Origin of the sequence: Roseateles asaccharophilus, assembly GCF_031458115.1 — a bacterium.
Classification (GTDB): Bacteria; Pseudomonadota; Gammaproteobacteria; order Burkholderiales; family Burkholderiaceae_C; genus Pelomonas; species Pelomonas asaccharophilus_A.
This window is the reverse complement of sequence record NZ_JAVDXV010000002.1, coordinates 25,290-48,100: the sequence shown is the minus strand read 5'-3', so window position 1 is coordinate 48,100 and position 22,811 is coordinate 25,290. Positions and strand designations below refer to the sequence as shown.

The 22,811-nt window shown below is 69.8% G+C and carries 19 protein-coding genes; 3 read left to right on the top strand and 16 right to left on the bottom strand.

All coding sequences use genetic code 11. The features are described 5' to 3' along the window. Positions 1 to 230: 230 nt before the first annotated feature. The 6 genes from J2X21_RS04760 to J2X21_RS04735 all read right to left on the bottom strand — a co-directional run bounded on the left by J2X21_RS04760 (position 231) and on the right by J2X21_RS04735 (position 10,097). The gene (locus J2X21_RS04760) at positions 231 to 1,955 is read right to left on the bottom strand and encodes a thiamine pyrophosphate-binding protein (RefSeq protein ID WP_310325567.1); all 1,725 of its coding nucleotides are present in this window, start codon (positions 1,953 to 1,955) and stop codon (positions 231 to 233) included. Positions 1,956 to 2,165: 210 nt separating this feature from the next. After that, complete coding sequence (locus J2X21_RS04755; protein ID WP_310325565.1) at positions 2,166 to 4,355, bottom strand: TonB-dependent receptor; 2,190 nt, start codon at positions 4,353 to 4,355, stop codon at positions 2,166 to 2,168. Positions 4,356 to 4,385: 30 nt separating this feature from the next. Then, on the bottom strand, positions 4,386 to 5,747 hold the full coding sequence (locus tag J2X21_RS04750; protein WP_310325562.1) for a DUF3526 domain-containing protein: 1,362 nt from the start codon (positions 5,745 to 5,747) through the stop codon (positions 4,386 to 4,388). Beyond that, positions 5,744 to 7,168 carry a DUF3526 domain-containing protein gene (locus J2X21_RS04745; RefSeq protein WP_310325559.1) on the bottom strand — a complete coding sequence of 475 codons (1,425 nt, stop codon included), beginning with the start codon at positions 7,166 to 7,168 and terminating at the stop codon, positions 5,744 to 5,746. The genes J2X21_RS04750 and J2X21_RS04745 overlap by 4 nt, the downstream gene beginning before the upstream one ends. 74 nt (positions 7,169 to 7,242) lie before the next feature. After that, the gene (locus J2X21_RS04740; protein WP_310325556.1) at positions 7,243 to 7,971 is read right to left on the bottom strand and encodes an ABC transporter ATP-binding protein; all 729 of its coding nucleotides are present in this window, start codon (positions 7,969 to 7,971) and stop codon (positions 7,243 to 7,245) included. A 2-nt stretch (positions 7,972 to 7,973) separates the two neighbouring features. Next, on the bottom strand, positions 7,974 to 10,097 hold the full coding sequence (locus tag J2X21_RS04735; RefSeq protein ID WP_310325554.1) for a TonB-dependent siderophore receptor: 2,124 nt from the start codon (positions 10,095 to 10,097) through the stop codon (positions 7,974 to 7,976). 76 nt (positions 10,098 to 10,173) lie between these two features. On the opposite strand from J2X21_RS04735, the gene J2X21_RS04730 reads away from it, so the two are divergent. After that, positions 10,174 to 10,614 carry a Fur family transcriptional regulator gene (locus J2X21_RS04730; RefSeq protein ID WP_310325551.1) on the top strand — a complete coding sequence of 147 codons (441 nt, stop codon included), beginning with the start codon at positions 10,174 to 10,176 and terminating at the stop codon, positions 10,612 to 10,614. Between the two features lie 45 nt (positions 10,615 to 10,659). Here the strand turns inward: J2X21_RS04730 and J2X21_RS04725 are convergent, their stop codons facing one another. From J2X21_RS04725 to J2X21_RS04690, 8 genes are all read right to left on the bottom strand, one after another. Further along, on the bottom strand, positions 10,660 to 11,877 hold the full coding sequence (locus J2X21_RS04725) for a CaiB/BaiF CoA transferase family protein (protein WP_310325549.1): 1,218 nt from the start codon (positions 11,875 to 11,877) through the stop codon (positions 10,660 to 10,662). A gap of 175 nt (positions 11,878 to 12,052) precedes the next feature. Then, complete coding sequence (locus J2X21_RS04720) at positions 12,053 to 12,484, bottom strand: hypothetical protein (protein WP_310325547.1); 432 nt, start codon at positions 12,482 to 12,484, stop codon at positions 12,053 to 12,055. A gap of 17 nt (positions 12,485 to 12,501) precedes the next feature. Beyond that, complete coding sequence (locus J2X21_RS04715) at positions 12,502 to 13,605, bottom strand: phospholipase A (protein ID WP_310325544.1); 1,104 nt, start codon at positions 13,603 to 13,605, stop codon at positions 12,502 to 12,504. A gap of 112 nt (positions 13,606 to 13,717) precedes the next feature. Next, the gene (locus J2X21_RS04710) at positions 13,718 to 14,386 is read right to left on the bottom strand and encodes an ion channel (protein ID WP_310325541.1); all 669 of its coding nucleotides are present in this window, start codon (positions 14,384 to 14,386) and stop codon (positions 13,718 to 13,720) included. A 33-nt stretch (positions 14,387 to 14,419) separates the two neighbouring features. Next, complete coding sequence (gene chrA, locus J2X21_RS04705) at positions 14,420 to 15,796, bottom strand: chromate efflux transporter (RefSeq protein ID WP_310325538.1); 1,377 nt, start codon at positions 15,794 to 15,796, stop codon at positions 14,420 to 14,422. A gap of 12 nt (positions 15,797 to 15,808) precedes the next feature. Beyond that, positions 15,809 to 16,381, bottom strand: a complete 573-nt coding sequence (locus J2X21_RS04700) for an alpha/beta fold hydrolase (protein WP_310325535.1) — start codon at positions 16,379 to 16,381, stop codon at positions 15,809 to 15,811. Positions 16,382 to 16,436: 55 nt separating this feature from the next. Then, positions 16,437 to 17,225, bottom strand: coding sequence for an alpha/beta hydrolase (locus J2X21_RS04695; protein WP_310325533.1), 789 nt, complete (start codon positions 17,223 to 17,225; stop codon positions 16,437 to 16,439). A gap of 16 nt (positions 17,226 to 17,241) precedes the next feature. Beyond that, on the bottom strand, positions 17,242 to 19,059 hold the full coding sequence (locus tag J2X21_RS04690; protein ID WP_310325532.1) for a hypothetical protein: 1,818 nt from the start codon (positions 19,057 to 19,059) through the stop codon (positions 17,242 to 17,244). Between the two features lie 322 nt (positions 19,060 to 19,381). Between J2X21_RS04690 and J2X21_RS04685 the strand changes: the two genes are divergently transcribed. Continuing rightward, the gene (locus J2X21_RS04685) at positions 19,382 to 20,461 is read left to right on the top strand and encodes a lectin MOA-related protein (protein WP_310325530.1); all 1,080 of its coding nucleotides are present in this window, start codon (positions 19,382 to 19,384) and stop codon (positions 20,459 to 20,461) included. 114 nt (positions 20,462 to 20,575) lie between these two features. Here the strand turns inward: J2X21_RS04685 and J2X21_RS04680 are convergent, their stop codons facing one another. Beyond that, a complete protein-coding gene (locus tag J2X21_RS04680) occupies positions 20,576 to 21,475 on the bottom strand; it encodes a PEP-CTERM sorting domain-containing protein (RefSeq protein ID WP_310325526.1) in 900 nt (299 codons plus the stop codon). 166 nt (positions 21,476 to 21,641) lie between these two features. On the opposite strand from J2X21_RS04680, the gene J2X21_RS04675 reads away from it, so the two are divergent. Next, positions 21,642 to 22,196: a histidine phosphatase family protein gene (locus tag J2X21_RS04675; RefSeq protein WP_310325525.1), complete on the top strand. Its 555-nt coding sequence runs from the start codon at positions 21,642 to 21,644 to the stop codon at positions 22,194 to 22,196. Positions 22,197 to 22,205: 9 nt separating this feature from the next. Here J2X21_RS04675 and J2X21_RS04670 read toward each other — a convergent pair whose 3' ends face one another. Next, positions 22,206 to 22,796, bottom strand: coding sequence for a dihydrofolate reductase family protein (locus J2X21_RS04670; protein ID WP_310325524.1), 591 nt, complete (start codon positions 22,794 to 22,796; stop codon positions 22,206 to 22,208). Positions 22,797 to 22,811 lie beyond the last annotated feature (15 nt).

Genomic DNA, 22,811 nt, shown 5'->3' with positions numbered 1-22,811 from the left:
GCTGCGGCGGCACGGCATCGCGCTGGGTGTGGGCCCGGCGATCGAGGGTGCGCTATGTGTAGGGAGGAAGGGGATCGCCGGGCTCAGGAATCTGCGACCGGGCGCTGGATGGCCACGGCCGCACGCAGGCCTGCCACCGTGTCGGCGACGGGCGTGAGGCGCTGCAGTTGGAGCGGGCGTGGCATGGTGAGGGTCATTGTGCCCCAGGGCCTGGCCCCGGGGCGGCAGTCTCACTGGCCCAGACGCTCGCGCGCGGCGTCGCGGATCGCGCTCAGCGTGGACCGCGACGTGGACACGTCGCTGGACAGCCGCAGATGCAGCAGCGCCGGCTTGCCCGCGGCTATTGCCCCATCCAGCGCGGAACCGACCTGCTCGGTGTTCTCCGCGTAGAACGCCGCGAAGCCGAAGGCCTCGGCCAGCTTGGCGAAGTCGGGGTTGAACAGGTCGCTGCCCGACACGCGGCCCGGGTACTCGCGCTCCTGATGCATGCGGATGGTGCCGTAGGTGCCGTTGTCGACGACGACCACCAGCAGCTTCTTCGCGCCGTAGCCCGTGGCCGTGGCCAGTTCCTGGCCGGTCATCAGGAAGTCGCCGTCGCCGGCGATGTTGACGGCCCAGCGCTCGTCCTGCAGCAGCGCCGCGGCGACGGCCGCGGGCACGCCATAGCCCATCGCACCGGACGTCGGCGCCAGCTGCGTCTTGCCGAAGCGGTGCAGGCCCGTGTAGCGGTGGAAGCGGTGCAACCAGCCGCTGTAGTTGCCGGCGCCGTTCGTGAAGATCGTGCCTTCTGGCAGCTTGGCGTCGATGAGGCGGATGACCTCGGCCATGTCCAGCGGCGCGACCGGCGTGGGCTGCAGGTTGGCCCGGTAGTCGGCATTCGCGGCCACGGTCCAGTCGCGCCAGGCGATGGTGGCCGGCGGCGTCAGCAGCGCCAGCGCGGGTGCGGCCTGGCTCATGCTGGCGTTGATCAGCAGTTCGGCCGTGTAGACGCGGCCCAGTTCCTCGGCACCGGCGTGGATGTGGATGAGCTGCTGCGCCGGGCGCGGCGCCTGCAGCAGCGTGTAGCCGCCGGTCGTCATCTCGCCCAGGCGCGGGCCGATGGCGAGGATGAGGTCGGCTTCCTTCACCCGCGCGGCCAGCTTGGGATTGATGCCTATGCCCACGTCGCCCGCATAGTTCGGGTGGGCGTTGTCGAACAGGTCCTGGAAGCGGAACGCACAGCCGACCGGCAGCTGCCAGGCCTCGGCGAAATGCTGCAGCGCGGCCGTGGCCTCGGTGGTCCAGCCACCGCCGCCAGCGATGACCAGCGGCTTGCTTGCAGCGCTCAGGCGCTCGCGCAGCTCGGCCAGCGCGGCCGGCGTGGGCGCGGCCTCGGCCGGGCGTGCGGGCGTGATGACGGGCGCGGAGATCGGCTTCGTCAGCATGTCCTCGGGAAGCACCAACACCACCGGGCCGGGGCGGCCCTGCATCGCGGTGTGGAAGGCGCGCGCCACGTACTCGGGCAGGCGCTCGGCCTCCAGCACCTCGCCCACCCACTTGGCCATGCCAAGCGTGCCGGGGCCGAACATCTGGCGGTAGTCCACCTCCTGGAAGGCCTCGCGGTCGCGCTGGTCGCTGGCGACCTGGCCGATGAACAGGATCATCGGCGTGCTGTCCTGGAAGGCCGTGTGCAGGCCGATGCTCGCGTTCGTCGCGCCGGGGCCGCGCGTGACGAAGCAGATGCCGGGCTTGCCGGTCAGCTTGCCCTGCGCCTCGGCCATGAAGGCGGCGCCGCCTTCCTGGCGGCAGGCGATGAAGCGGATCTGGTCGGCGTGCTCGTGGAAGCCGTCCAGCACGGCAAGGTAGCTCTCGCCGGGAACGCCGAACACATCAGTGACGCCTTGTGCGATCAAGGCCTCGACCAGCGCGTGGCCGGCCAGCCGTTCTCTCTGCGATGACAGGGAAATATCAGACATTTGGAGCTTATGGCTACAGCCCCCGTCCACAGCGAATGCGCCTCAGCGATCCGAAGCCGGCCGCCGGACGGGAACTTGTCTATGCAAGCTGAGGGGCTGTCAGCGTACCACCAGCCTCGCACCGAGCATGCCTTGCCGCAGGCCTTCCAGTCGGCCTCGGCACTGGGCGCGGCATTCCAAATTGTTGACGGGCCATATCGCGCCGGCACGTCAGAAGTCGAACTTTGCCGACAGCTCGACCGTGCGCGGCGCGCCCAGCATGAACTGCGAGGTGTTGGCCGAGCTCCAGGTCGCGTAGAGCTTGTCCGTCGCGTTGCGGATGCGAAGACTCAGCCGGGTGGACTTCAGCTGCCAGCTCGCATGCAGGTCCAGCCGCGACCAGCCGTTGATGCGGATGCTGTTGGCGTTGTCGGTGAACATCGCGCCGGTGCGGGTCCAGGCGGCGCCCAGCGTGACGGGCAGCGAGTCCAGGCGGTAGGCCACCCACAAACGCGCCGTCTGACGCGGCACCAGCGGCGGGCGCTTGCCGACGCGCGACACGCCGCCGGCCTCCACCAGCGTGTCGAACTGCGCGTCCACCAGCGCCGCGTTGCCGGACAGCGTCAGCTGCGGCGTCGCGCGCCAGGCGGCCGACAGCTCGGCGCCGCGCGACGACACCTTGCCGTTGTTGACCGTCAGCGCCGGGTTGCTGGGGTCGCGCGACAGCACGTTGGACTGCTCGATCTGGTAGACCGATGCCGTCCATTCCACGTTGTTGAAGCCCTGCTTGATGCCCACTTCGTATTGCGTGCCGCGCGTCAGCGGGAACGCGCCGTTGGCGGACGACTGCAGCAGCAGGTTGGCGGAACCCACCGGTGCGGCGGCATCGACGGCCTGCGCGAACAGCGTCGTGACCGGCGACCAGTCGTAGACGGCGCCGATGCGCAAGGAGTTGGGTCGGTAGCGGGCGCCAAACGCGGTGTAGGGGTGGGTTGTCGCGTTGAGATCGTTGACCGTGCGCGTGAGCTTGATGCGCTCCGAGCGCGCGCCGATGACCGCCGTCCACGCCCGCGTGATCTTCAGCGCGTCCTCCAGGAACACGGCCGTCGTGCGCACGTCGGACGTGACGTCCGTGCGGTTGCCGGCGCCGGTGAAGTAGATAGCGTTATCGACGTACAGGCCCGTGTCCGGCGACAGCGCGCTGACCTGGAAGGCCGCGTCGGTGAGGGCGCTGCCGTCGGAGAAGCGGCGCTGGCTGCCGAAGTCGGTCTGCGTGACCTCGGCGCCGATGACGAAGCGGTTGGGCTGGCCGAACAGCTGGCCCTGGTGGCTGATGTCCAGCCGGTCACCCCAGACCTGGTGGTCGTGGCTGACCAGGCCCATCGTGCGGTTGATGCGGTCCGGCGAGACGAAGCTGTAGCTCTCGGAGTTGCGCCACAGCCGGTCGGCGCTGTAGTGGCTCAGCTCGTTGCGCAGCTGCCAGCCGGGCGCGAAGTCCCAGGTCTGGCGGGCGCGCAGCCACAGGCTGTCGGAGTCCATCACCCCGTCGCGCACGTTGTAGCTGGTCTTCAGCATGCGGCGGTCAATGACGCGGCCGGCGGCGTCGCTGACCACCGAGGTCGGCTCCTTGGCGAACGCGGCGGACACCAGCGGGATGCCGTAGTCGGCGTCCAGGTCGTCGCGCGTCCAGTCGGCGGAGAACTCCAGCGCCAGCGCCGCGGAGGGGCGCAGCGACACGGCGCTCGTGAGCTGATCCATGCGCTGGGCGGACTGCTCGCGCCAGCCGTCGGTCTGCTGATGGCTGAAGTCGACGCGGTAGGCGCCGCTGTCGCCGAACGCACCGCCGGTGCCGGCCGCCGCGCGGAGGGAGCCGTGGCTGCCATAGGCCAACAGCGCCTCGCTGCCGGGCTTGCTGCGGTCCGCGCGCCGGGGCACGAAGTTCACCGCGCCGCCGATGCCGCCTTCGCCGTACAGCACGGAGGCAGGGCCTTTCAGCACCTCCACGCGCTCGTAGTTCCAGCTGTCTTGCGGCCGCGTGGACATCGTCGGCACGGAGATGCGCGTGCCGTCGAACAGATAGGTGATGTAGCCACCGCTGAAGCCGCGCGTGGACGACACGCCCGGCGATCCCGGAGCGCCGCCGACGGTGACGCCGGCCGCGCCGTTCAGCGCGTCATCCAGCGTGCGCACGCCGCGCTGATCCAGCGTTTCGCGGTCGATCAGTTCCAGGCTGGCCGGCGTCTCGCGCACGGTCAAGCCCAGGCGGGAGCCGGTGGCGTTGACGCTATCCAGCGTCGTCGTCCTGGAGGCCTTGCCCTGCACCTGCACGGCGGGCAGTGCGTTGGTGCCGGCCTGCTGCGCGTGGATGGCCGGAGCGGCCAAGACGCTGGCGATGGCCGCGGCGAGGTGGGTCTTCTTCATGGGAAACATCGGGCTCTCGGAGGTGTGATTTCAGGAGCGCGCCACGCGGCCGGCGGCGCGGGCGCCCAGCGCCAGCAAAGCGGCGCCCAGCGGCACGAGAGCCAGCAGCGGCGCTACCGGCAGGCCCGTGGCCACGGCAGGCGCCTCGAAGCGCGGCAGCCGGGCGTAGTCGTCGAGACCGTAGGGCTTGCCATCGAAGAGATAGGAGTAGTAGTGCTCGCGCAGCCGCGTGTGGAAGGCGGTGACGGCGTCCTGGTAGGCCAGTTGGGCCAGCAGATCGGTGTGGGCAGCGCGGTGCAGAACCGCCTGCAGGCCCACGCCGGGCAGCGCGAAACCCAGCCCCTCGGTGGCCCGCTGGCGCGCGACCAGCGCGTCGCGGTAGGCGGCCACCTGCGGCGCCACGCTGACGTCGCCCAGGTGCTGGAAGGCGTAGTACCACTTCCAGTGGAAGCCCTCGGGCAGCGGCGCCGTGTGCTGCCATTGCGGATAGGTCTTGAAGAAGCGCGCCAGCGTCTCCTCACGCGACTGGTCCCACGCGCCATGCACGGCCTGGCGCTGGGCCAGCATCAGCTCCACGCCCTGGCGCACCGGCACCGCGCGGTTCAGCGCCGCATTGCCGAGCGTCGGTAACACCAGCGTCAGCACGGCCCAGGCGCCCATCAGCGCGGTGGCGTTGGCGACCGAGCTGCCGCCGCGCATCGCGACCAGCAGTGCCAGGCCCGCCCAGCAAGCCACATAGGCCAGCACGGCGATGACGACGACTGCGAGGGCCGCCACCGGCATGCCGCTGACGGCCGCGCCCACCAGCACCGGCAGCAGCACGCACAACGCCGCCAGCCCGACCCGCAGCGCGGCGCGGCGCAGCCATAGCTGGCGACCGGCGTTTGGCAGCGCCAGCAGCGTGGCCAAGCGGCCGGCCTGGCGCTCGCTGCTGACGAGGTCATACAGCAGCGCGATGAGGAACAGCGGCAGCAGGTAGACGGCGACGAAGGCGAAGTCGAAGCGCCCGGCCAGCGCCAGCTCGGGGTTGAAGCTCTCGCCCGCATGCAGCTGCGACTGCAGCGCCAGCGCATGCACGCGCAGCACGTAAGGCGTCGCGTCGCGCAGGCCCAGAGCGAGAAAGGCCGCCGACGTCGGCGGGTCCCAGGTGCCCGGGTGGGAGTAATAGCCCACCGTGCCGACGTCGCCCTTGCGCGTCAGCCTGGGCGCCTGCGCGGCCAGCTCCTGGCGCTGCAGTTCGGCCATGCGGGCGATGGTGTCGCGCTGGCGCTCCACCTCGCGCAGGCCCGACCACACGGCCGTGCTGGCCAGCACCAGCAGCAACAGCAGCGCGGCCACGGCCCAGCGCGAACGGCTCAGCAGCCGCCATTCATGACGCAACGAAGCGCTCATCGCATGACTCCTTGCAGCCGGCGTGTCGCGAACGCGAGCACGCCGGCCAGCGCGGCCAGCCACGCCAGCAGCACGGCGGCCATAGTCAGCGTGCGCCTCAGCGTGTCGCCCGCCGCCTCGGCGTTGAAATGGAACGCGGCCAGACCATGCCAGTGGTCCTTGCTGATGCGGCTCTCGGAGCCGCGGTCGGTGGCCAGCGTCAGCTTCTCGGCCTGCATGCGGTTCAGCGCCTGGATCAGGTCGAAGCGATGCTTCTCCGCCTGCTCCATGAAGCGGCGGTAGGCCGGCAGGTCGGTGCCGGCCGCACCCATGGACAGGCTGCGCAGCGCGATGAGGGGGCTCAGCAGCGAGAACGCCTGCATGCGGGCCAGCTGCTGCTCCTGCAGCGCGAAGCTGGCGTTGGTGTAGCGCTCGAACAGCTCGCTGGTCAGGCGCTCACCCTCCATGCCCAGCACACCCTTGTAGTTGACCGGCAGGTCTTCCACGCGCGTGACGCCGTACTTCGCCAAGGTCTTGCGGCGGAACTCGTTGAAGTAGGGGTCGTCGGGGTTGTGGCTGTCGCCCATCGCGGCAAGGCCGCGCGAGACGGCGATCTCCGTTTCGAAACGCGTGGGCAGCGCCAGCGACGCCGTCACCAGCTCCGGCACCAGCCGCGGCAGCAGCACGACGCCGACGGTCCAGACGGCCAGCAAGGCCATCAGCGCATCGCGCCCGCGCCGCGCCAGCGTGGACACGACAACCACGCCCAGCGCCCACAGCGCCAGCCAGGCGGCATATCCCAGACCCAGCGCGAAGGCGAGACCTGCGCTGGCCTGTGTCGTCAGCGCAATGGCCGCCAGCGTCAGCAACGCCGGCAGCAGCATCAGGCCGGCCACCGCGAGCAGCGCCAGCAGCTTGCCGGCCACCAGTTGCCCTGGCCGCAGGCCCTGCGCCATCAGCACGCGCAGCGTGCCGCTCTCTCGCTCCCTCGCGACGACGGCATGGCCGATGAACACCAGCAGCAGCGGCGCCAGCACCTGCAGCACGAAGGCCGGCGTCAGCTGGCCGAAGCGCAACAGCAGCGACGACTCGCGCACGTCGCCGAAGTTGGCGCCGTTCTGGCGGTGGCCTTCGAGGAACAGCGTGTGGCCGGTGTAGGGGTCGATGCCGGCGTCGAATGCCGCCAGCGGGCTCAAGGGCCGGAACACGAAATGGCCGTGATGCACCATGCGGTGCGGGTGGCGGTCGGGCTGGGCGTCGAACTCATGGTCCACCCGGGCCTGGTGGCGCTCCCGCTGCTCGGTCGCACCACGGCGCTGGTCCCAGGCGGTGAACGCGGCGATGGCGCTCAAAAGCAGCAGCAGGGCGAGGCCCAGCATCGCGACGCGGTCGCGCCGCATCAGCCGCCATTCCTCGATGGCAATGCGTCGGATGACGCTCACTTGTGCACCCTTTGGCCTGCGGCCTGTCCCGCCAAGCGGGAGCGAGCTTGCTTGGGGGCGGCCCGGCGCGGCGCTCATGCTGCAACCTCGTCGCTGGCGTAGTGGCGGTGCAGCGCGCGCACGTCGAAGCGGTCTGCTCCGGTCGCGCGGACTTCCTCGACGAGCCGGCCGGCGCGCAGGAAGCCGATGCGGTCCGCCACGTCGGCCGCGCCCAGCAGGTCGTGCGTGACCATCAGCATGGCCACGCCGCGTGCCCGCAGCACGCCCAGCAGCCGGCTGAACTCGGCGGCGGCCTGCGGGTCCAGGCCCGACGTGGGTTCGTCAAGCAGCAGCGCCGGCACATGGCGGGCCAGCGCCAGCGCGATGGCCACCTTCTGCCGCATGCCCTTGGAGAAGCCGCCCACGCGGCGGTCGTGCGCGCTCGCATCCAGCCCGGCGGCGGTCAGCGCCTCGCGGATGGCGGCGTCATTGGCAGGCTGGCCGGCCAGGTCCAGCAGATAGGCCAGGTTCTCGCAGGCGCTCAGGTGCTCGTACAGCGCGACGTTCTCGGGGATGTAGGCGATCTGGCGGCGCACGGCCGCAGCATCAGCGGCGGGGTCCGCACCGCCCACGCGCACGCGCCCGCTGCGCACGGGCACAAAGCCCAGCAGCAGGTTGATCGTGGTCGTCTTGCCGGCGCCGTTGGCACCCAGCAGCGCATAGATCTCGCCGGAAGCGACCTGCAGCGTCAGGCCTTGCAGGATGTCGCGCTCGCCATAGCCGGCGATGGCGTCGACGATGTCGAGGACAGGTGTTGTGCTCATGCTCAGAACTTGGCCTGCAGGCCCAAAGTGAAGGTGCGCGGCGCACCGGGCGTGACCCACACGCGGCTGTAGGAGCTCGTGTAGTGGGTGGTGTCGAACAGGTTGTCCACGTCCAGCGTCGCGCGCAGCGTGGAACTGATGCGCCAGTGGGCGACCAGCTTGGCGGTCGTGTAGGCAGGCAGCTCGAAGCTCGTCGCCGACTGGCCGATGCGCGCGCCGACATGCGTGACGCCGCCGCCGATGCCGTAGCGCTGGCCGTTGTCGAGCGCGCCCTCGTAGACCGCCAGCAGGCTGCCGTTGACCTTGGGCACGTTCAGCAGCCGCGAGCCGGTGGGCAGTGCGCTGTCGCCGCGCCTGACCTCCACGTCGTTGAACACAAGGCTGGCGTTGACGCGCCAGTGCGTACTGACCTGGCCCGCGAAGTCCAGCTCCAGCCCGCGACTGGCGACCTCGCCGGCGGCGACCGAATAGCCGGTGTTGACCGGGTCGGCCGTCAGCACGTTGCGCTTGCGGATGTCGAACAGCGCGGCCGTCATGCCGATAAGGCGGTCGGTGCTCTCCCACTTGGTGCCCAGCTCCAGCGCGCGGCCGCGCTCCGGGTCGAAGCCGTTGCCGCCGAAGTCGGTGCCGGCGTTGGGCCGGAACGAGCGGCCAGCGCTGGCATAGACCGTCCATTGCGATGACGGCAGCCACGACAGGCCGATGCGCGGCGACGTGGCAGACGGGTCTTGCCGCGTCGTCAAGCCGGTGCGGCGGTTCAGCAGCGTCTGGCGGTAGTTGTCCACGCGCACGCCGGCCAGCAGCCGCCATTGCGGCGCCAGCGTGATGGCGTCCTGCAAGTAGACCGCGTGGTTGCGCTGGTGCTCCAGCGTGTCGGTGTTGGCGACGGGCGTCGGCTGCGCGCCGCCGTAGACCGGCTGGTGGATGTTGATCGCATAGAAGCCGTTCACGGCCGAAGGGTTCACGCGCAGCATCACCGTGTCCATGTCGAAGCGAACGGCCTCGACGCCCAGCAGCAGTTCGTGCGCGACGCCGCCCATGCGCAGCCGGCCCTGCAACTCGGCCTGGATGGCAAGGTCGTCGGAGTCGTAGTCGCGAAAACGCCGCTGTCGCGTCAGCGTGCCGTTGGCCTGCAGCGCCGTGGGTTCGGTGGAGAAGCCGTTGATGGACGTCTCGCGCCACGACAGCCCCACGCGGCTGCGCCAGTCGTCGTTCCAGTCATGCGACAGCATGAGCTGGTGCGTGCGGTTGTCTACCGTCACGTCGCCATCGGCTGGCTCGCCAAGGAAGCGTTCGCGCGGGATGACGCCCAGATGGCCGTCCGCCGTCGCGACGACGCCTCGGTCCAGCGGCGTGCGATGGCGCACCCATTCGCCGACGTAGTCCAGCGTCGTGTCGGCGCCCAGCTTCCAGCTCAGCGCCGGTGCGACGACCTCGCGGCGCGCGTTGACGTGGTCGCGGAAGCTGTCGCGGTCCTCGATGGCGACGTTGAGGCGGTAGGCCAGCGCGTCGCTGATGGGGCCGGTGCTGTCCAGCGCCGCGCGCTTCAGGTTGAAGCTGCCCGCGTAGACCTCCAGCGCATGGCCGGCCTGCCACAGCGGGCGCTTGGAGACGATGTTCAGCGTGCCACCGGGCTCGCTGCTGCCGTACAGCGCGGCGGCCGGGCCCTTCAGGAACTCGATGCGCTCGACGCCCGCCAGGTCGCGCGGCGCGTTGAAGCCGCGGTTGGACGAGAAGCCGTTCAGCAACGTGGCCATGCCGGTGTTCTCGTTGCCGGCCAGGGCGCGCACGGCGATGTTGTCCCATAGGCCGCCGAAGTTGTTCTGCCGCGATACGCCGCCCACGTAGTCCAGCACGTCGTCGAGCTTCACGGCGCCCAGGTCGTCGAGGGCCTGGCGCGTCATCACGCGCACCGACTGTGGCAGTTCGCGCAGCCGCAGCTCGGTCTTGGCGCCAGAGGCGTCACCTGCGTGATAGGCACCGGAGGCCGTCCGGCCGACGACTTCGACGGCGGGCAGCGTGGCGTCGGCAACGGTGGTTGTCTGTGCGTGCGCCACGGCAGCCAGGCTGGCAAGACTGGCAAGACTGGCAATGGCCAGGGAGATCAGGTGGGGACGAAATGTCATGGGCGGGATGCGTTCAGCAGCTCGACATCATAATGCGAATGCATTTGCATTAGCGAGGAAAGCTAAGCTTGTGTCCATGGAACGCAATACCCGCCAGCGCACGGCCATCCGGCAGGCCATCGCCGACGCTGCCCGTCCCCTGCTGCCTCAGGAGATCCTGCAGGCGGCCGAACCCGAGGCGCCCGGCCTCAGCATCGCCACCGTCTACCGCAACCTGCGCATGCTGGTGGACGACGGCGAACTGAAGTCCGTGCTGCTGCCCGGCGAGGTGGCCCGCTACGAGCTGACCGGCGACGGCCATCACCACCACCACTTCCAGTGCCTCAGCTGCCAGCGCGTGTTCGAGGTGGAGGCCTGTCCGGGCGATCTGTCGTCACTGGCGCCGCCCGGCTTCACGGTGGAAGACCATGACCTGACGCTTTATGGCCGCTGCAACGAATGCGCGCCGGCCGGCAAGGCGAAGAGCCGCAAACCCGCGCACGACCACGCGGCCGGCCATTCGCACCGGCATCGCTGAAAGGCTGGACCGGCACCAACGTGCCCGAGGCCAGGGCGCGCCGCGTCAGTTCACGATGCCTTGCGCCCGCAGCTGCGCGATCTGCTCGCCCGTCAGCCCCAACTCCCGCAGCACGCCATCGGAGTCCTGCCCCAGCGCCGGCGCATTGCGGCGGTGTCGGCCCGGCGTGACGGACAGCTTGGGGCAGATGCCGGGCACGGCGATGGCGCGGCCATCGTCCATCTGCACCTCCTGCAGCATGCCGCGCGCGCGGTAGTGCGGGTCGGCGGCGATGTCGGCCACCGTGTAGATGCGGCCGGCCGGCACGGCCGCGCAGTCCAGCGCCTGCAGCACCTCGTCCACGCCGCGCTGCGCGGCCCAGTGGCCGATGGCGGCATCGATCTCGGCCACGCGTGCCACGCGGCCGGCGTTGTCGGCCAGCGCGGGGTCGCTGCCCAGGTCGTCGCGGCCGATCAGCGTCATCAGGCGGCGGAAGATGCTGTCGCCATTGCCGGCGATCAGCGCATAGCCGCCATCCGCGCAGCGGTAGGCGTTGGTCGGAGCGATGCCCGGCATGGCGCTGCCCGCCGGCTCCCGCACCATGCCGAAGGCGCTGTACTCCGGCAGCAGGCTTTCCATGCAGTTGAAGACCGCCTCGTACAAGGCCACATCGATGACCTGGCCCTGCCCTGTCGCGTGGCGGTGCTGCAGCGCCAGCAGGATGCCGATGACGCCGTGCAGCGCGGCCAGCGTGTCGCCGATGCTGACGCCCACGCGCACCGGCACGCGGCCGGGTTCGGCGGTCAGGTGGCGCATGCCGCCCATGGCCTCGGCGACGACACCGAAGCCCGGCCGGTCGCGGTAGGGGCCGGTCTGGCCGTAGCCGCTGACGCGCAGCACGATGAGGCGCGGGTTGGCGGCCCGCAGCGCATCCGGGCCCAGGCCCCAGGCCTCCATCGCGCCGGGACGGAAGTTCTCGATCAGCACATCGGCTTCCGCTGCCAGCCGGCGCACGACGTCCTGGCCCTCGGGCGTGCGCAGGTCCAGCGCCAGCGAGCGCTTGTTGCGCGAACTGATCTGCCACCACACCGAGGTGCCGTCCAGCAGCAGCCGCCATTTGCGCAGCGGATCGCCGGTGCCCGGGGGCTCGATCTTGATGACCTCGGCGCCGAAGTCGGCCAGCGTCTTGGCCGCGAACGGCCCGGCGATCAGCTGGCCCAGTTCAACGACCTTGAGCCCGGCGAGCGCATCCGGGGGGGTAGATGAGGCGGAGGCGGCGGTCATGCCAGCGAGTGTCCGGCGGCGGACGGCGCGCAGCGTGCGGATCTGGTGCGCCAGACTTGGCTGGAGGCGAAGCCAGCGCCAGGGAAGCGCTGAATAAGTCCCGCGATGCAGCGCGCCCTGGTTTGGGATGAGCTGCTGGGATGTGCTGCGCGCGAGGGACTTGTTCAGCGCTTCCCTAGCGGCGCCCCTCGATCGCTCTATCCATCAGTCGCTCGCGCAGTTGCTCGTCGGGCGCCACGTCGAGCGCGCGGTGCAGCGCCGCCTGGCCACCACCGCCGCTGGCCGCCGCGGCCGGTCGGGCCACCGGCGTGGCCGGCACGACGTTGACCGGCGCCGCCGTCACAGCCTGCTCCCGATGGCCGGCCGGGCATTCGACATTGGTGTAGCTCACCTGCTGGCCGTTCACGCATTTGCGCAGGCCGCTCAGCTTGGCGCGGCCTTCAACGGTTCGGGCCGGCTGATTGGTGCCCAGCTCGTTGAACGACGGGATGGCAGCGGCCACGGGCGGCGCGGTTCCCAGCCAGGCCCGCAGTTGAGCGCGCTGCTGCCAGGCCAGGCCCACGCCCGCTAACAGCACCAATGCAATGACAAGACCACGGAGCGACATGCCGTCACTGTAGCGGGTCAGAACTGCAGGAAGCTGAAGCCCGCGCCTATGCTGGTCTGGCGGAAGTTGTAGTCGGTCAGCGTCTCGCCGTAGCCGCGGAACAGCTGCACATACCAGCGCAGGCCGTTGGGCTGGTCCTTGAACACCGGGTAGGTCCACTCGAACTGCAGCGCGCCGTACTTGGCGTCCTTCAGCGTCGTGCGGTAGAGCAGCTGCGCCGTGTGCTTCTCGTGCGCCCAGTTGACCTGGAACTCGCCGCGGCCGCGGTAGCCCACCAGGTCGGGGTTGTTGTCGGTGTCGGCGTTCTCCTTCAGCCGGCGCAGGAACTTCGCGACCACCGACCAGTCGCCGCGCTCGAAGCCGGTGGCCATGTTGACGCGGTTCCAGCTGCGCGACAGCGGGTCGGACTGGCCGTTGGACTGGTGCGCGATGCCCACTTGCGCATAGCGCCACTGCCAGCCCAGCGGCAGCTGCCGCCAGCCCTCGGGCACCGGCACCACGTACATCAGCTCGGGCTCGTAGTCGCTGTTGCGAAAGGGCTTGGAGTCCTTGCCGTTCCAGATCTGCCACATGGCCTGCTGCGTGAACGCGGCCCACAGGTCGCCGCCGGGCAGCAGCAGATCCTGCGCGAGCTTGGTGCGCAGCGACAGCTGGAACTTGGCTTCCTCGCGCTTGTAGTTGGGCAGCTCCACCGGCGCCTGGTTGGGCGATTGCGGCGCGCGGTTGATGCGCGTGGTCCAGTGCAGCGGCAGCACGTAGTTGGCGCGGTAGCCGACGAAATTGAAGACGCCGCGCTTGTCCTCCGGCTCCAGCTCCCAAAATTTGGACATCAGGCTGGGCCGCTCCTGCCGCTCGGCGGCCACGGCGACGACCTCGCCCTTGGGCGCCAGCAGCGACGTGGATGCAGGCGCCGGTGCACCGCCAGCCGGGTTCTCGGCATAGGCCGGCGGCACGGTGGGCTCGGCCGCCCGGCCCATGGCCTTGTCATAGCAGGCCAGGCGGTCGGCGGGCGGGCCGATCTGCACGCACTTGTCCAGCTCGGTGTTGGCCTGGGCCGCCAGCGCGGCCAGCAGCGCAGCAGCGCTGAAAGACATGCGGTGGCAAGCGGGCGGCAGTCGCATGCGTCCTCCTGGGGATTTCTTCACTAGCGCGGCAGTCTATGGGCCGGAAGGTGGCCGCCGTGCCGGCGCGCAGGCGCCGCGCCTGTAGGCGGCGGCGAAGTCAGCGCTTCATTCAGCGGCGCAGCAGCGTCAGGCCGATAAGCCGAGACACGACGGCGGCGAGGTACATGACGCCGACGAACATCTCCAGGCTGGTCCACGCGCGCGCCAGCGGCTTCAGCGGGATCACGTCGCCTATCCCGGTACTGGACAGCAGCGCGAAGCTCAGGAACATCAGCTCGGTCCACGAGCGCGGCTGCTCGGGGTTGACGGCCGCCGCGAAGCTTCCCGGCTGCCAGGCCTGCAGCGCGACGAAGCTGTAGGCAAAGCCCCAGGCCAGCAGCGTGAACGTGGCCCCGGCGGCGAACAGCTCGTCGGTCGTCGCATGCATGTCGCTCATCATGTAGGCGATGAGGCTGCCGGCCGCGTAGAAGTAGAACAACGCCTCCAGCGCGGCCGACCAGGGCTGCAGCCAGTGCATCTCCCAGATGCCTTGCAGCACCAGCATGACGATAGCCGGCAGCACGAGGCACAGGCTCAGCCACATCAGCCCCGGCGTGCGCCGCACCATGCGGGTCGTGACCACCAGCACCGCGATGCCGAAAGCGCTCAGCGCCAGCGGACCGATGCGCGTGGACTCCAGCAGCGGATACAGCAGCAGCCCGGCGAGCTGCACCAGCAGCAGGATGGCCGACGGATGGCGGCGCGTGAGGGCGAGCAGGCGGCGGTGGCGGACTTGCATGGCGCGATTCTCAGGGCGGCGGAGCGGGCGGCTTCAACCATGGACGGCCAGCGCCGCACGGCCCAGCTGGAGGGCCAGCCCGGCCAGCCCCGAGCACAGCACGACCGGAATGACGCCGGCCTTGAAGCGGAACAGCGCCACCGCAGCGACAAGCCCGATCAGCGCGGCGGCGCCTTCGAAGCCGCCACCAAAACCTTGCGGCCACAGCACGTGGTACGCGAAGAAAACGGCCAGGTTCAGGATGACGCCCACCACGGCCGCCGTGATGCCGGTCAGCGGCGCGGTGAACTGCAGCTTGCCGTGCGTGCTCTCGATGAAGGGCGCGCCCAGCAGGATGAAGACAAAGGACGGCAGGAAGGTGAAGAAGGTCACCACGGCGGCGGCCACGGCGCCGGCCAGCAGCAGCGAGTCGGCGCCGAACAAGGCCTGGCCCCAGCCGCCGACGAAGCCGACGAAGGCCACCACCATGATCAGCGGCCCCGGCGTCGTCTCGCCCAGCGCCAGGCCGTCGATCATCTGCGCCCCCGTGAGCCACTGGTAGTGGTCCACCGCACCCTGGTAGACGTAAGGCAGCACGGCGTAGGCGCCGCCGAAGGTCAGCAGCGCCGCCTTCGTGAAGAACCAGCCCATCTGCGTCAGCGCGCCCTGCCAGCCGAACAGCGCCGTCAGCGCACCCAGCGCGGCTGCCCACAAGCCCAGGCCCGTCGCCAGCACGATGCGAAAGCGCGCCCAGCTGAACAGTGCATGGGCCGGCGTGGGCGTGGCGTCGTCGATGACGGCCGGGCCGTGCCCCTGGGCCGCCGCGCCGTGGCCGCCGCCGGTGCGGAACTTGTCGGGCGCGAACCTGCCACCCAGCCAGCCCGTCAGGCCCGCCAGCAGCACGATCAGCGGGAACGGCAGCCCGAGCGCAAAGATGGCCACGAAAGCCGCCGCCGCGATGCTCCAAAGCCAGGCGTTCTTCAGCGCCCGCGAGCCCACGCGCCAGGCTGCGTGCACCACCAGCGCCGTCACCGCCGGCTTGATGCCGTAGAACAGGCCGGCGATGACGGGCACGTCGCCATAGGCCATGTAGACCCAGGACAGCACGATGAGGATGAACAGCGACGGCAGCACGAACAAGCCGCCCGCCACCAGCCCGCCCCAGGTGCGGTGCATCAGCCAGCCGATATAGGTCGCCAGCTGCTGGGCCTCGGGGCCGGGCAGCACCATGCAGTAGTTCAGCGCATGCAGGAAGCGGTTCTCCGAGATCCAGCGGCGCCGCTCCACCAGTTCCTCGTGCATGACCGCGATCTGCCCGGCCGGCCCGCCGAAGCTGATGAAGCCGAGCTTCAGCCAGAAGCGCAGCGCTTCGGTGCGCGACGGGGGTGCGGGCGCCTTCTCCTGGTCTCCATCAACGAGGTCTGCGGTCATGACCGCACTGTCTCATCCCTGCGCGTTCCGCCGGGTTGCCTGAGTCTGCATATCCTTAGCCACTTCCCGCAGATCGTTGTCGAACTGATGCCCGCCGCGCTCGAAGGCGCAGCTGACGGCCCGCGGCAGCCGCCTGGCGTGCAGTGCCAGGTGCGCAAAAGGCACCACCTCGTCGTCGCGGCAGTGATAGAGCAGCAGCCGGGGGATGGCCGCCAGGCGGTCGTTCAGGTCGTCCGGCAGCTTCAGCTCGTCGAAGGCCCATTGCTTGCCGTCCCAGGCCGGCGCGGCCAGCAGCACCAGCGCGTCGACGGACACGGGCGGCGTCTGCGCCGCCAGATAGCGCAGCAGCATGGCGCCACCCAGCGAATGGCCGACCAGCGTCACCGGGCCGGGCCGCTTGGCCACCTCGTCGGCGATCTGCCGCACCCACGGCTGCAGGCTGGGGTCGTCTTCGCCTCGCATGCGCGGGAAGTGCACGTCGGCGCCGTCGCCCAGCGACTGCTTCAACGACGTGGCCAGCGGCGCGTCGGCCGCATGCGCGCCCTTGCCACCGCCTTGGATGAAAACGACGTCTTTCGTGGCCATCACGGGTCTCCGATGCATCAGGAGACTCCGCTCGGCAAACGGGATGCCGGAGACTTCAGTCGATCAGGTCGATGGCCCAGTCGAACGACGGCTTGGCGATGTGGTTGTGATGAACGTCAAAGGTCTTGCGGTGCACCTGCAGGCCCGCGTAAGACCGGCCTTCATAGCGGGCCGCCAGCTCGGCCGTCACCTTGTCGTTGCCCTGCTGCGTGGCGCCGCTGAGGATCAGGCGCACCGGCAACTGGCGGCTGGCCGCCAGGCGGGCCTCTTCGTCCTTGAGGTTCTTGTCGCCCAGCAGGAAGAACGAGCCGTCGAACAGCAGGTAGTTCCTGAAGAACGGCGCCGACGCGTCGTCGGTGCTCAGCATCAGCGCGCCCAGCAGTCCGCCCAGCGATGCGCCGGCATACGTGCGCTCCCCCGTCGTGCGGTAGCTGCGCTCAACCAGCGGCGCCAGTTCCTCCTTCAGGAAACGGCCATAGGCCGGCGCGCCGTCCGGGAAGAAATCGGTCTCCCGCCGGTTGTCGCCGCCCTCCTCGATGCTGATCAGGATCATCGGCTTGCGCCGCTGATCCAGCGCGTGCGAGTAGCCCCAGAAGTTCCACTGGCCGTCGGTCGCGTACATGACCGGGTAGCGCTTGCCTGACGTGGCGTAGTCCACCGGCAGGTAGACGTGATACGGGTAGGTGATGCCCGTGTGCCTGGACGTGATGACCTTGCCGCGCTCAATGGTGCCTGCGAAGGTGAAGACCGGCGCGGACGGCTTGGCCGCCTCGGCCTGGCTGTGGCTGGCGCCGGCGGCGAACAGGCAGGCAAGACCGAGCAGCAGAGGCAGGCGGCGGTGCATGGGTTCCGTCAGGCGGCTAGCGGTTGCCGATGCTGCCCGGCGCGGTGGTCCCGGTCGCGCTGTCGTTCTGCCGCGTGACCTCCTTGATGACATTGTCCGCGGCCGCCAGGCCGTGGTTGCGTTCCACCTCCTGCAGCGCGCGGTCCTTGGCGAGCGTCCATTCCTTGAACGACGCGTCCTGCCCCGGCGCGCGGCGCATCTCGGCCAGGATGTCGCCCCGCGTCACGCCCGCCTCCAGGCGGCCCTGCCACTGCTTCGCCCACTGGGCCGAGGGCGCATCGCGCAGGTTCTGCGCCATGGTGCCCAGCGTCTTGTGGGCGTCGTCCGCCTTGCCGGTGAACGCGAAGGCCAGTGCCGCCGAGCGGCCCAGCGCGTCGACATCACGCGAGCCCCGCCACGCCGTGATGACGCCCTCCAGCGCCGCCGGGCCCGGCCCGTCCACCGATGCCGCCTCGGCCCTGAAGACGCCCAGCGCCGCCTCGGCGGAGCGCGGGTTCAGCTCGCGCGCCCGCTGCAGATGGCGCAGCGCCGTCTGGACCTGCGTGCGCCGGGCATCGCCCTCGTGGCGCTCCGCCAGGCGCAGATGGGCCATGCCCAGCAGGTAGCGCGCCTCGAAGCTGGCGTCGTCGCCCTGCAGCACCGCATTCAACGGCGCCAGCGCGTCCTGCGGGTTGCCCCAGTCGATCTGCGCCCGGCTCAGCGTCAGGCGCGCGAGATCGTCGCTGGGGAATCGGGGCGCCAGCGTGGCCAGCTGCTTCAGCAACCCCTCCCCGACCGCGCGCCCCGGGCAGGACTTCAGCACGGCATTCGCCAGCACGAACTCGCCCGCGGCCTGCGGCAGGCTGCGGAAGTTCACCCGCGCGGCGGGCAGCGGCGCCTGCTCGGCCCGCACCACCGCCAGGCCCTTGAGCCCGTAGCGCCACATCACGTCGCTGATGTCGGACTTCTTCAGGCCGAAGGCGCGCTCGAACGCCGGCGTCGGCGCCACGCCGCGGCCCACGAGCACGAGGTAGGTGTTCAGGCGCTTGCGGTTCTCGTCCGACGAGAACATGTAGTGCGTCAGCAGCCAGGCCTTGGCCTCGTACTCCAGCCGCACACCGGCGGCCCCGGCGTAGTTGCGCGCGCCGGCGAGGTTCTCCTCCAGCACGTCGTCGTAGTTGAGGCTGTACTCCCGCCCGTCGCCGAGGAACTTCAGATAGGCGCCCAGGCCCTTGGGTGCACGGCCTACCACCACCTGCTGATCGGAGAACCGCACGCTGGAGAAGTACTGTGCAAACCCGTCGATGAACGACGGCGGCGTGCGGATGTCCGTGTGGCGGTACAGGAAGTGCCGCGCATACGCCTCGAACACATGGGACAGCGTGTCGTTCAACGGCGCCTTGTCGAGCTGCGCATCGCCGAGCGGCGTGACCTGCTCCAGATGCACGCCGAAGCCCTGCACGCCTGCCGCACAGCTGCTGTAGAGGCCCACGGCATTGGCCGGCAGTCCGGCGTCGATCTCGCGCAGGTCCGAGGCGCTGCTGTGGAAGTACAGCGTCAGCTTGGGCTCCTGCCGCTCGGCCTGGCCGCTGGGCAGCGTGTAGGCGCGCAGCAGCTGGTCGAGCTTCTCCAGGTTGCCCAGCAGCTGGGCGACGTCGTCCTCGCCGGCGTCGGAGTACACGACGAAGTGCGGGCTCTCGGCCCGGAACCATTGCGAGATCGCGGCCTTCCTGCCGGCCACCGTCACCCGCGGCTGCAGGTTCGTCGTGGGTTCGGCGGGCTGCGCGCTGGCGGTGAACGCCGGCAGCAGGCAGAGAGCGGCGGCGAGCGCGGTGGCTCGAGGTCCATAACGCATGGGGCTTCCTTCCGAGGCCTGCACGCTGCGGGCCGGGCGGCCATCGTACGGGGCCCAACGGCGTCGCGGTTTCGGGTGCGTTTCAGCGCACCGTCGATGGGCGGAACTCGCAAGGCCGGCTGCGGGAACAACGAAAAAACGGCCGCGAATCCGACATCGCCTGATCCTACCGGCGCAGGATTCGACGCGATGGCGGAACTCCTACATTGAGCCGCCTGCTGACGAAGCCTAACGCAACGTCAACATGCATTCACCGGACTGACTTCCGCCTCGACTCTGCGCGGCTGAAGCACCGGCCCTTAGGCTCTCTTTGGAGAAGACCATGTCCCCTACCACTCCGTCCTCCGCCGGCACCGGCGCCGGCCACCCTTTCACGCTGCCCGTTGTGCCGCACGCCGAACCTGGCAGCCATCTGAAGTCCTACCCCGAGACCTGCCCCAAGGGCGGTGAGCAGCCGTCGCGCAACGAGGCCGGGCCCATTTCCCACATGGAACTCGGGCCGGCATTGACGGCGGCACAGATCGATCCCACCGGCACCTACGCCCTGCGCGATTTGTCAAAGCGCGTGATCAGTGTGGACGGCTCGGGCTCAGGCACCTGGGACTGGGCATTCGTGGGTCCGTACGACAGCTATCCGCGGGACGTCATGCCGCTGTCGTTCTCGGCCGATCCCACCTCGGGCAAGGCCAACCTCACGGCGCAGAACAACAACCTGAACTGGCCTCTGCACGCCAACGGCAAGTCCACCAACTGGGAATGGACCTTCTGGGCCAGCTCGGGCTACGGTTCGGGCTATCCGGTGCTGTCCTTGAGCGCCACGCCCGGCCAGACGCTGCCCGACGGCGGCCAAGCCTACAAACTGAGCTACGTCAATGGCAACACGACCATGTACCTGGCGGCAGACTCGGGCTCGTGGAACTGGCTCTATGTCTCGGGAAGCAACAGCAGCAGCCAGTTCAGCTTCCACAAGTTCTTCGTCATCAAGTCCAAGGTGGAACTGCTGTTCAAGGCCACCTGGCCGGGCTCGGACTTCATCTACTCCGCATTCAACACCGGCGACGTCTATTACCAGGCCCTCTCCGATGCACAGGCAGGCAGCATCTACCAGGACTCAGGCCTGCGCAACTACCAGTGGCGCGCAGAAGTCTTCGACTGCGATGACTTCAGCTATGTCTACAAGGCTCAGGCATCGCGGAACGCCTACGCCGGCAACGCGGAGTATGGCTACGCCGTCGGCGTCATCTTCGGCAGGACCTCCACCGGCGCCCATGCCGTCAATGTCTTCATCGACCCGCAAGGCAAGGTCCGGATCCTGGAGCCTCAGAACGGCACCATCGTCGACGGCAGCGCCTGGAAAGACAGCGCAGGCGAGGCCTACAAGCCGTACTTCGTCTTGATGTGAGCGCTCCCCGCGCCGACTGCTGCAACAACGGCAGGTTGGGGCTCGCACGCCCACCCACCCTGCGAACTGACAGTCGTCGGCGCGGCTTGCGCCGGCTAGGTTGCGGATCGCCAGTCAGGCGCGCCGACGAAGCGCCAGCGCCAGCAGTCCAGCACTCAGCAGCAACGCCACCGAGGGCTCGGGCACCGGTGCGTAAGCCACGGTCCAATCGATGCCGCTCTGGCTGCTCAGCGTGTAGTCGATGGCATTCCCAGCCAGCGTGACACCGCTGATGCCTTGCCAGGTCAGCGTGCTGGCGAAGTCGCTGCTGGCCTCGCTGAACCAGTTCGGCCCGGCGCCGGCCACGCCGGCCGACGCCCGCGAGAAGATGCCCAGCTCGAACGGCGTGCCGAGCTTGACCGTGACGCTGAAGCTGAGGTCCTGGTTGATCACCTGATGGAACGGGAAGCCGCCCTGCCCTTGCCCCTGCACGCGAAAGTTCTGCCCGCCCACCGCCGCGTTGTTGAGCCAGACCTGGCTGCCGATGCGGGTGTAGCTGTTGCCGGTAGGCAGGCCATCGAGCACGCCGTCCAGATGCACGCTGAAGCTCAGCACGGCGTTCTGGCCGATCTGGGAAGGGTTGGCCGGCATCAGCGTCCACGTGTCGGTCCATCCGGCCGTACTTTCGGCGGCTGCGAAACCGGAGCTGTTGTTGGCGCGGAAATGCGCGTACATGCCGACCGAGCCGTACGTGGCGCTGCCGTGCGAGTCGGCCTGGACGGACGGCGTGGCCTGGCTGTAGGAGCCGCTGGTTGCCAGGTTCTGCCCCACCGTCGTGGTCGAGGCGGCATTGCAGTTGGACAGCCCCGGCCGCCAGTCGAACAGGCCGCCCTCGATGGGGAAGGCACCCGTGGCCATGCCGGCGCAGCTGGACACGAGGGCGCCGGTGGCGCCGAGATCCTGCTGGCTCATCTCGGCCGCGAAGCCGGGCAGGCTGACCAGGGCGAGGGGCAGCACGGCGAGGTGGATGCGCATGGCGGGCTCCTTGTGTAGTGGCCGCAGGCTACGCCCGCACCCGGCGCCCGTCAGCCCCTATAACCGGCTGATCCGCGGCGGACCTGAAATACGTCTGTACGCCGCAGGTGTCACGTTTGCAACCCGGCAATCAGCAGGGGCAATCCGGCCTTATCAGAATTCGCGCATGACGTTCCGCTGCGCCTTGCTGCTGATGCTTGCCCTGGCCCTCCCGGCCCATAGCGTGGAATTGCGCGACGGCGACGTGGTGCTCTACCGCCACGCGCTGGCGCCGGGCGGCGGCGACCCCGCCCGCTTCCAGCTGGGCGACTGCAGCTCCCAACGCAACCTCAGCGCGGAAGGACGCGAACAGGCGCGCCGCATGGGGCAGCAACTGCGCCAGCGCCTGGGCGCCCTGCGCGTGGCCGCCGTGTGGGCGTCACCCTGGTGCCGCACGCTGGAGACGGCGCAACTGGCCTTCGCCGATGTGCCGGCGCAGGCGCAGCCCGCGTTCGGCTCGTTTTTCCAGGAGTCGCAGCAGCGCCAGGCCAGCCAACTGGACGCCGCACGCGCGCTGCTGGCACCGTGGCGCGGCCCGGGCGTGCTGGTGGTGGTGACGCACCAGGTCAACATCACCGGCCTCAGCGGCGTCTTTCCGGCCTCGGGCGAAGGCGTGGTGATGCGCTGGACCGATAGTGCGGGCCACGTGGCGGGCCGGTTGGCGGCGCCGGCTGCCCCGTAGCGGGAACGTTCAGCCAGCGGACAGGCCGTAGCGCAGCATGACGATGTCCGATCCCGCCAGCCTGCGCTGCTCCTGCAGCGCGAGTGGCACCGGCACCGGCACGCCGGTCTCGAAGGTCGCCACGCCAGCCCCCAACAATACCGGGGCCACCAGCACCCGCAACTCGTCGACCAGGCCCTGCGCCAGCAGGTCGTTCATCAGCACGTGGCTGCCATAGGCCAGCAGGTCGCCGCCGCGACCCTGCTTCAGCACCCGGATGCGGGCGTGGCCCTGGGTGCGGCCCACCACCTCGGCGTCGCTCCAGGTTTCGCCGGGCGGCAGGCGCAGGCTGTCGCTGACCACCAGCTTGGGGCTAGGACAGACGAAGGCCGCAATCGCCGCCTGGACTGGCTCGGCGGCCGGGTCCTGCCGCACCGCGGGCCAGTAGTCGCGGAACATGCCGAACGTGACGCGGCCGAACAGCAGCGTGCCCGCCGTGCGCAGCAGTTCGAGGTTGTGTTCGTCGAACGCCGCACCCATGGGCAGGCGGCTGAGGTCGCCGCCGGGGCCGGCACAAAAGCCGTCGAGAGAGACGAGTTGGCTGAAGATGAGTCGGGGCATGGAGGGTCACCTGGG

What these genes read in the sequence shown, in the direction of transcription:
- J2X21_RS04685 (WP_310325530.1), top strand. Translation starts at nt 19,382, where the DNA reads ATGTCCCCTACCACTCCGTCCTCCGCCGGCACCGGCGCCGGCCACCCT.
- J2X21_RS04715 (WP_310325544.1), bottom strand. Translation starts at nt 13,605, where the DNA reads ATGCGACTGCCGCCCGCTTGCCACCGCATGTCTTTCAGCGCTGCTGCG.
- J2X21_RS04700 (WP_310325535.1), bottom strand. Translation starts at nt 16,381, where the DNA reads ATGGCCACGAAAGACGTCGTTTTCATCCAAGGCGGTGGCAAGGGCGCG.
- J2X21_RS04740 (WP_310325556.1), bottom strand. Translation starts at nt 7,971, where the DNA reads ATGAGCACAACACCTGTCCTCGACATCGTCGACGCCATCGCCGGCTAT.
- J2X21_RS04680 (WP_310325526.1), bottom strand. Translation starts at nt 21,475, where the DNA reads ATGCGCATCCACCTCGCCGTGCTGCCCCTCGCCCTGGTCAGCCTGCCC.
- J2X21_RS04730 (WP_310325551.1), top strand. Translation starts at nt 10,174, where the DNA reads ATGGAACGCAATACCCGCCAGCGCACGGCCATCCGGCAGGCCATCGCC.
- J2X21_RS04750 (WP_310325562.1), bottom strand. Translation starts at nt 5,747, where the DNA reads ATGAGCGCTTCGTTGCGTCATGAATGGCGGCTGCTGAGCCGTTCGCGC.
- J2X21_RS04710 (WP_310325541.1), bottom strand. Translation starts at nt 14,386, where the DNA reads ATGCAAGTCCGCCACCGCCGCCTGCTCGCCCTCACGCGCCGCCATCCG.
- J2X21_RS04695 (WP_310325533.1), bottom strand. Translation starts at nt 17,225, where the DNA reads ATGCACCGCCGCCTGCCTCTGCTGCTCGGTCTTGCCTGCCTGTTCGCC.
- J2X21_RS04725 (WP_310325549.1), bottom strand. Translation starts at nt 11,877, where the DNA reads ATGACCGCCGCCTCCGCCTCATCTACCCCCCCGGATGCGCTCGCCGGG.
- chrA (WP_310325538.1), bottom strand. Translation starts at nt 15,796, where the DNA reads ATGACCGCAGACCTCGTTGATGGAGACCAGGAGAAGGCGCCCGCACCC.
- J2X21_RS04675 (WP_310325525.1), top strand. Translation starts at nt 21,642, where the DNA reads ATGACGTTCCGCTGCGCCTTGCTGCTGATGCTTGCCCTGGCCCTCCCG.
- J2X21_RS04760 (WP_310325567.1), bottom strand. Translation starts at nt 1,955, where the DNA reads ATGTCTGATATTTCCCTGTCATCGCAGAGAGAACGGCTGGCCGGCCAC.
- J2X21_RS04670 (WP_310325524.1), bottom strand. Translation starts at nt 22,796, where the DNA reads ATGCCCCGACTCATCTTCAGCCAACTCGTCTCTCTCGACGGCTTTTGT.
- J2X21_RS04755 (WP_310325565.1), bottom strand. Translation starts at nt 4,355, where the DNA reads ATGAAGAAGACCCACCTCGCCGCGGCCATCGCCAGCGTCTTGGCCGCT.
- J2X21_RS04735 (WP_310325554.1), bottom strand. Translation starts at nt 10,097, where the DNA reads ATGACATTTCGTCCCCACCTGATCTCCCTGGCCATTGCCAGTCTTGCC.
- J2X21_RS04720 (WP_310325547.1), bottom strand. Translation starts at nt 12,484, where the DNA reads ATGTCGCTCCGTGGTCTTGTCATTGCATTGGTGCTGTTAGCGGGCGTG.
- J2X21_RS04690 (WP_310325532.1), bottom strand. Translation starts at nt 19,059, where the DNA reads ATGCGTTATGGACCTCGAGCCACCGCGCTCGCCGCCGCTCTCTGCCTG.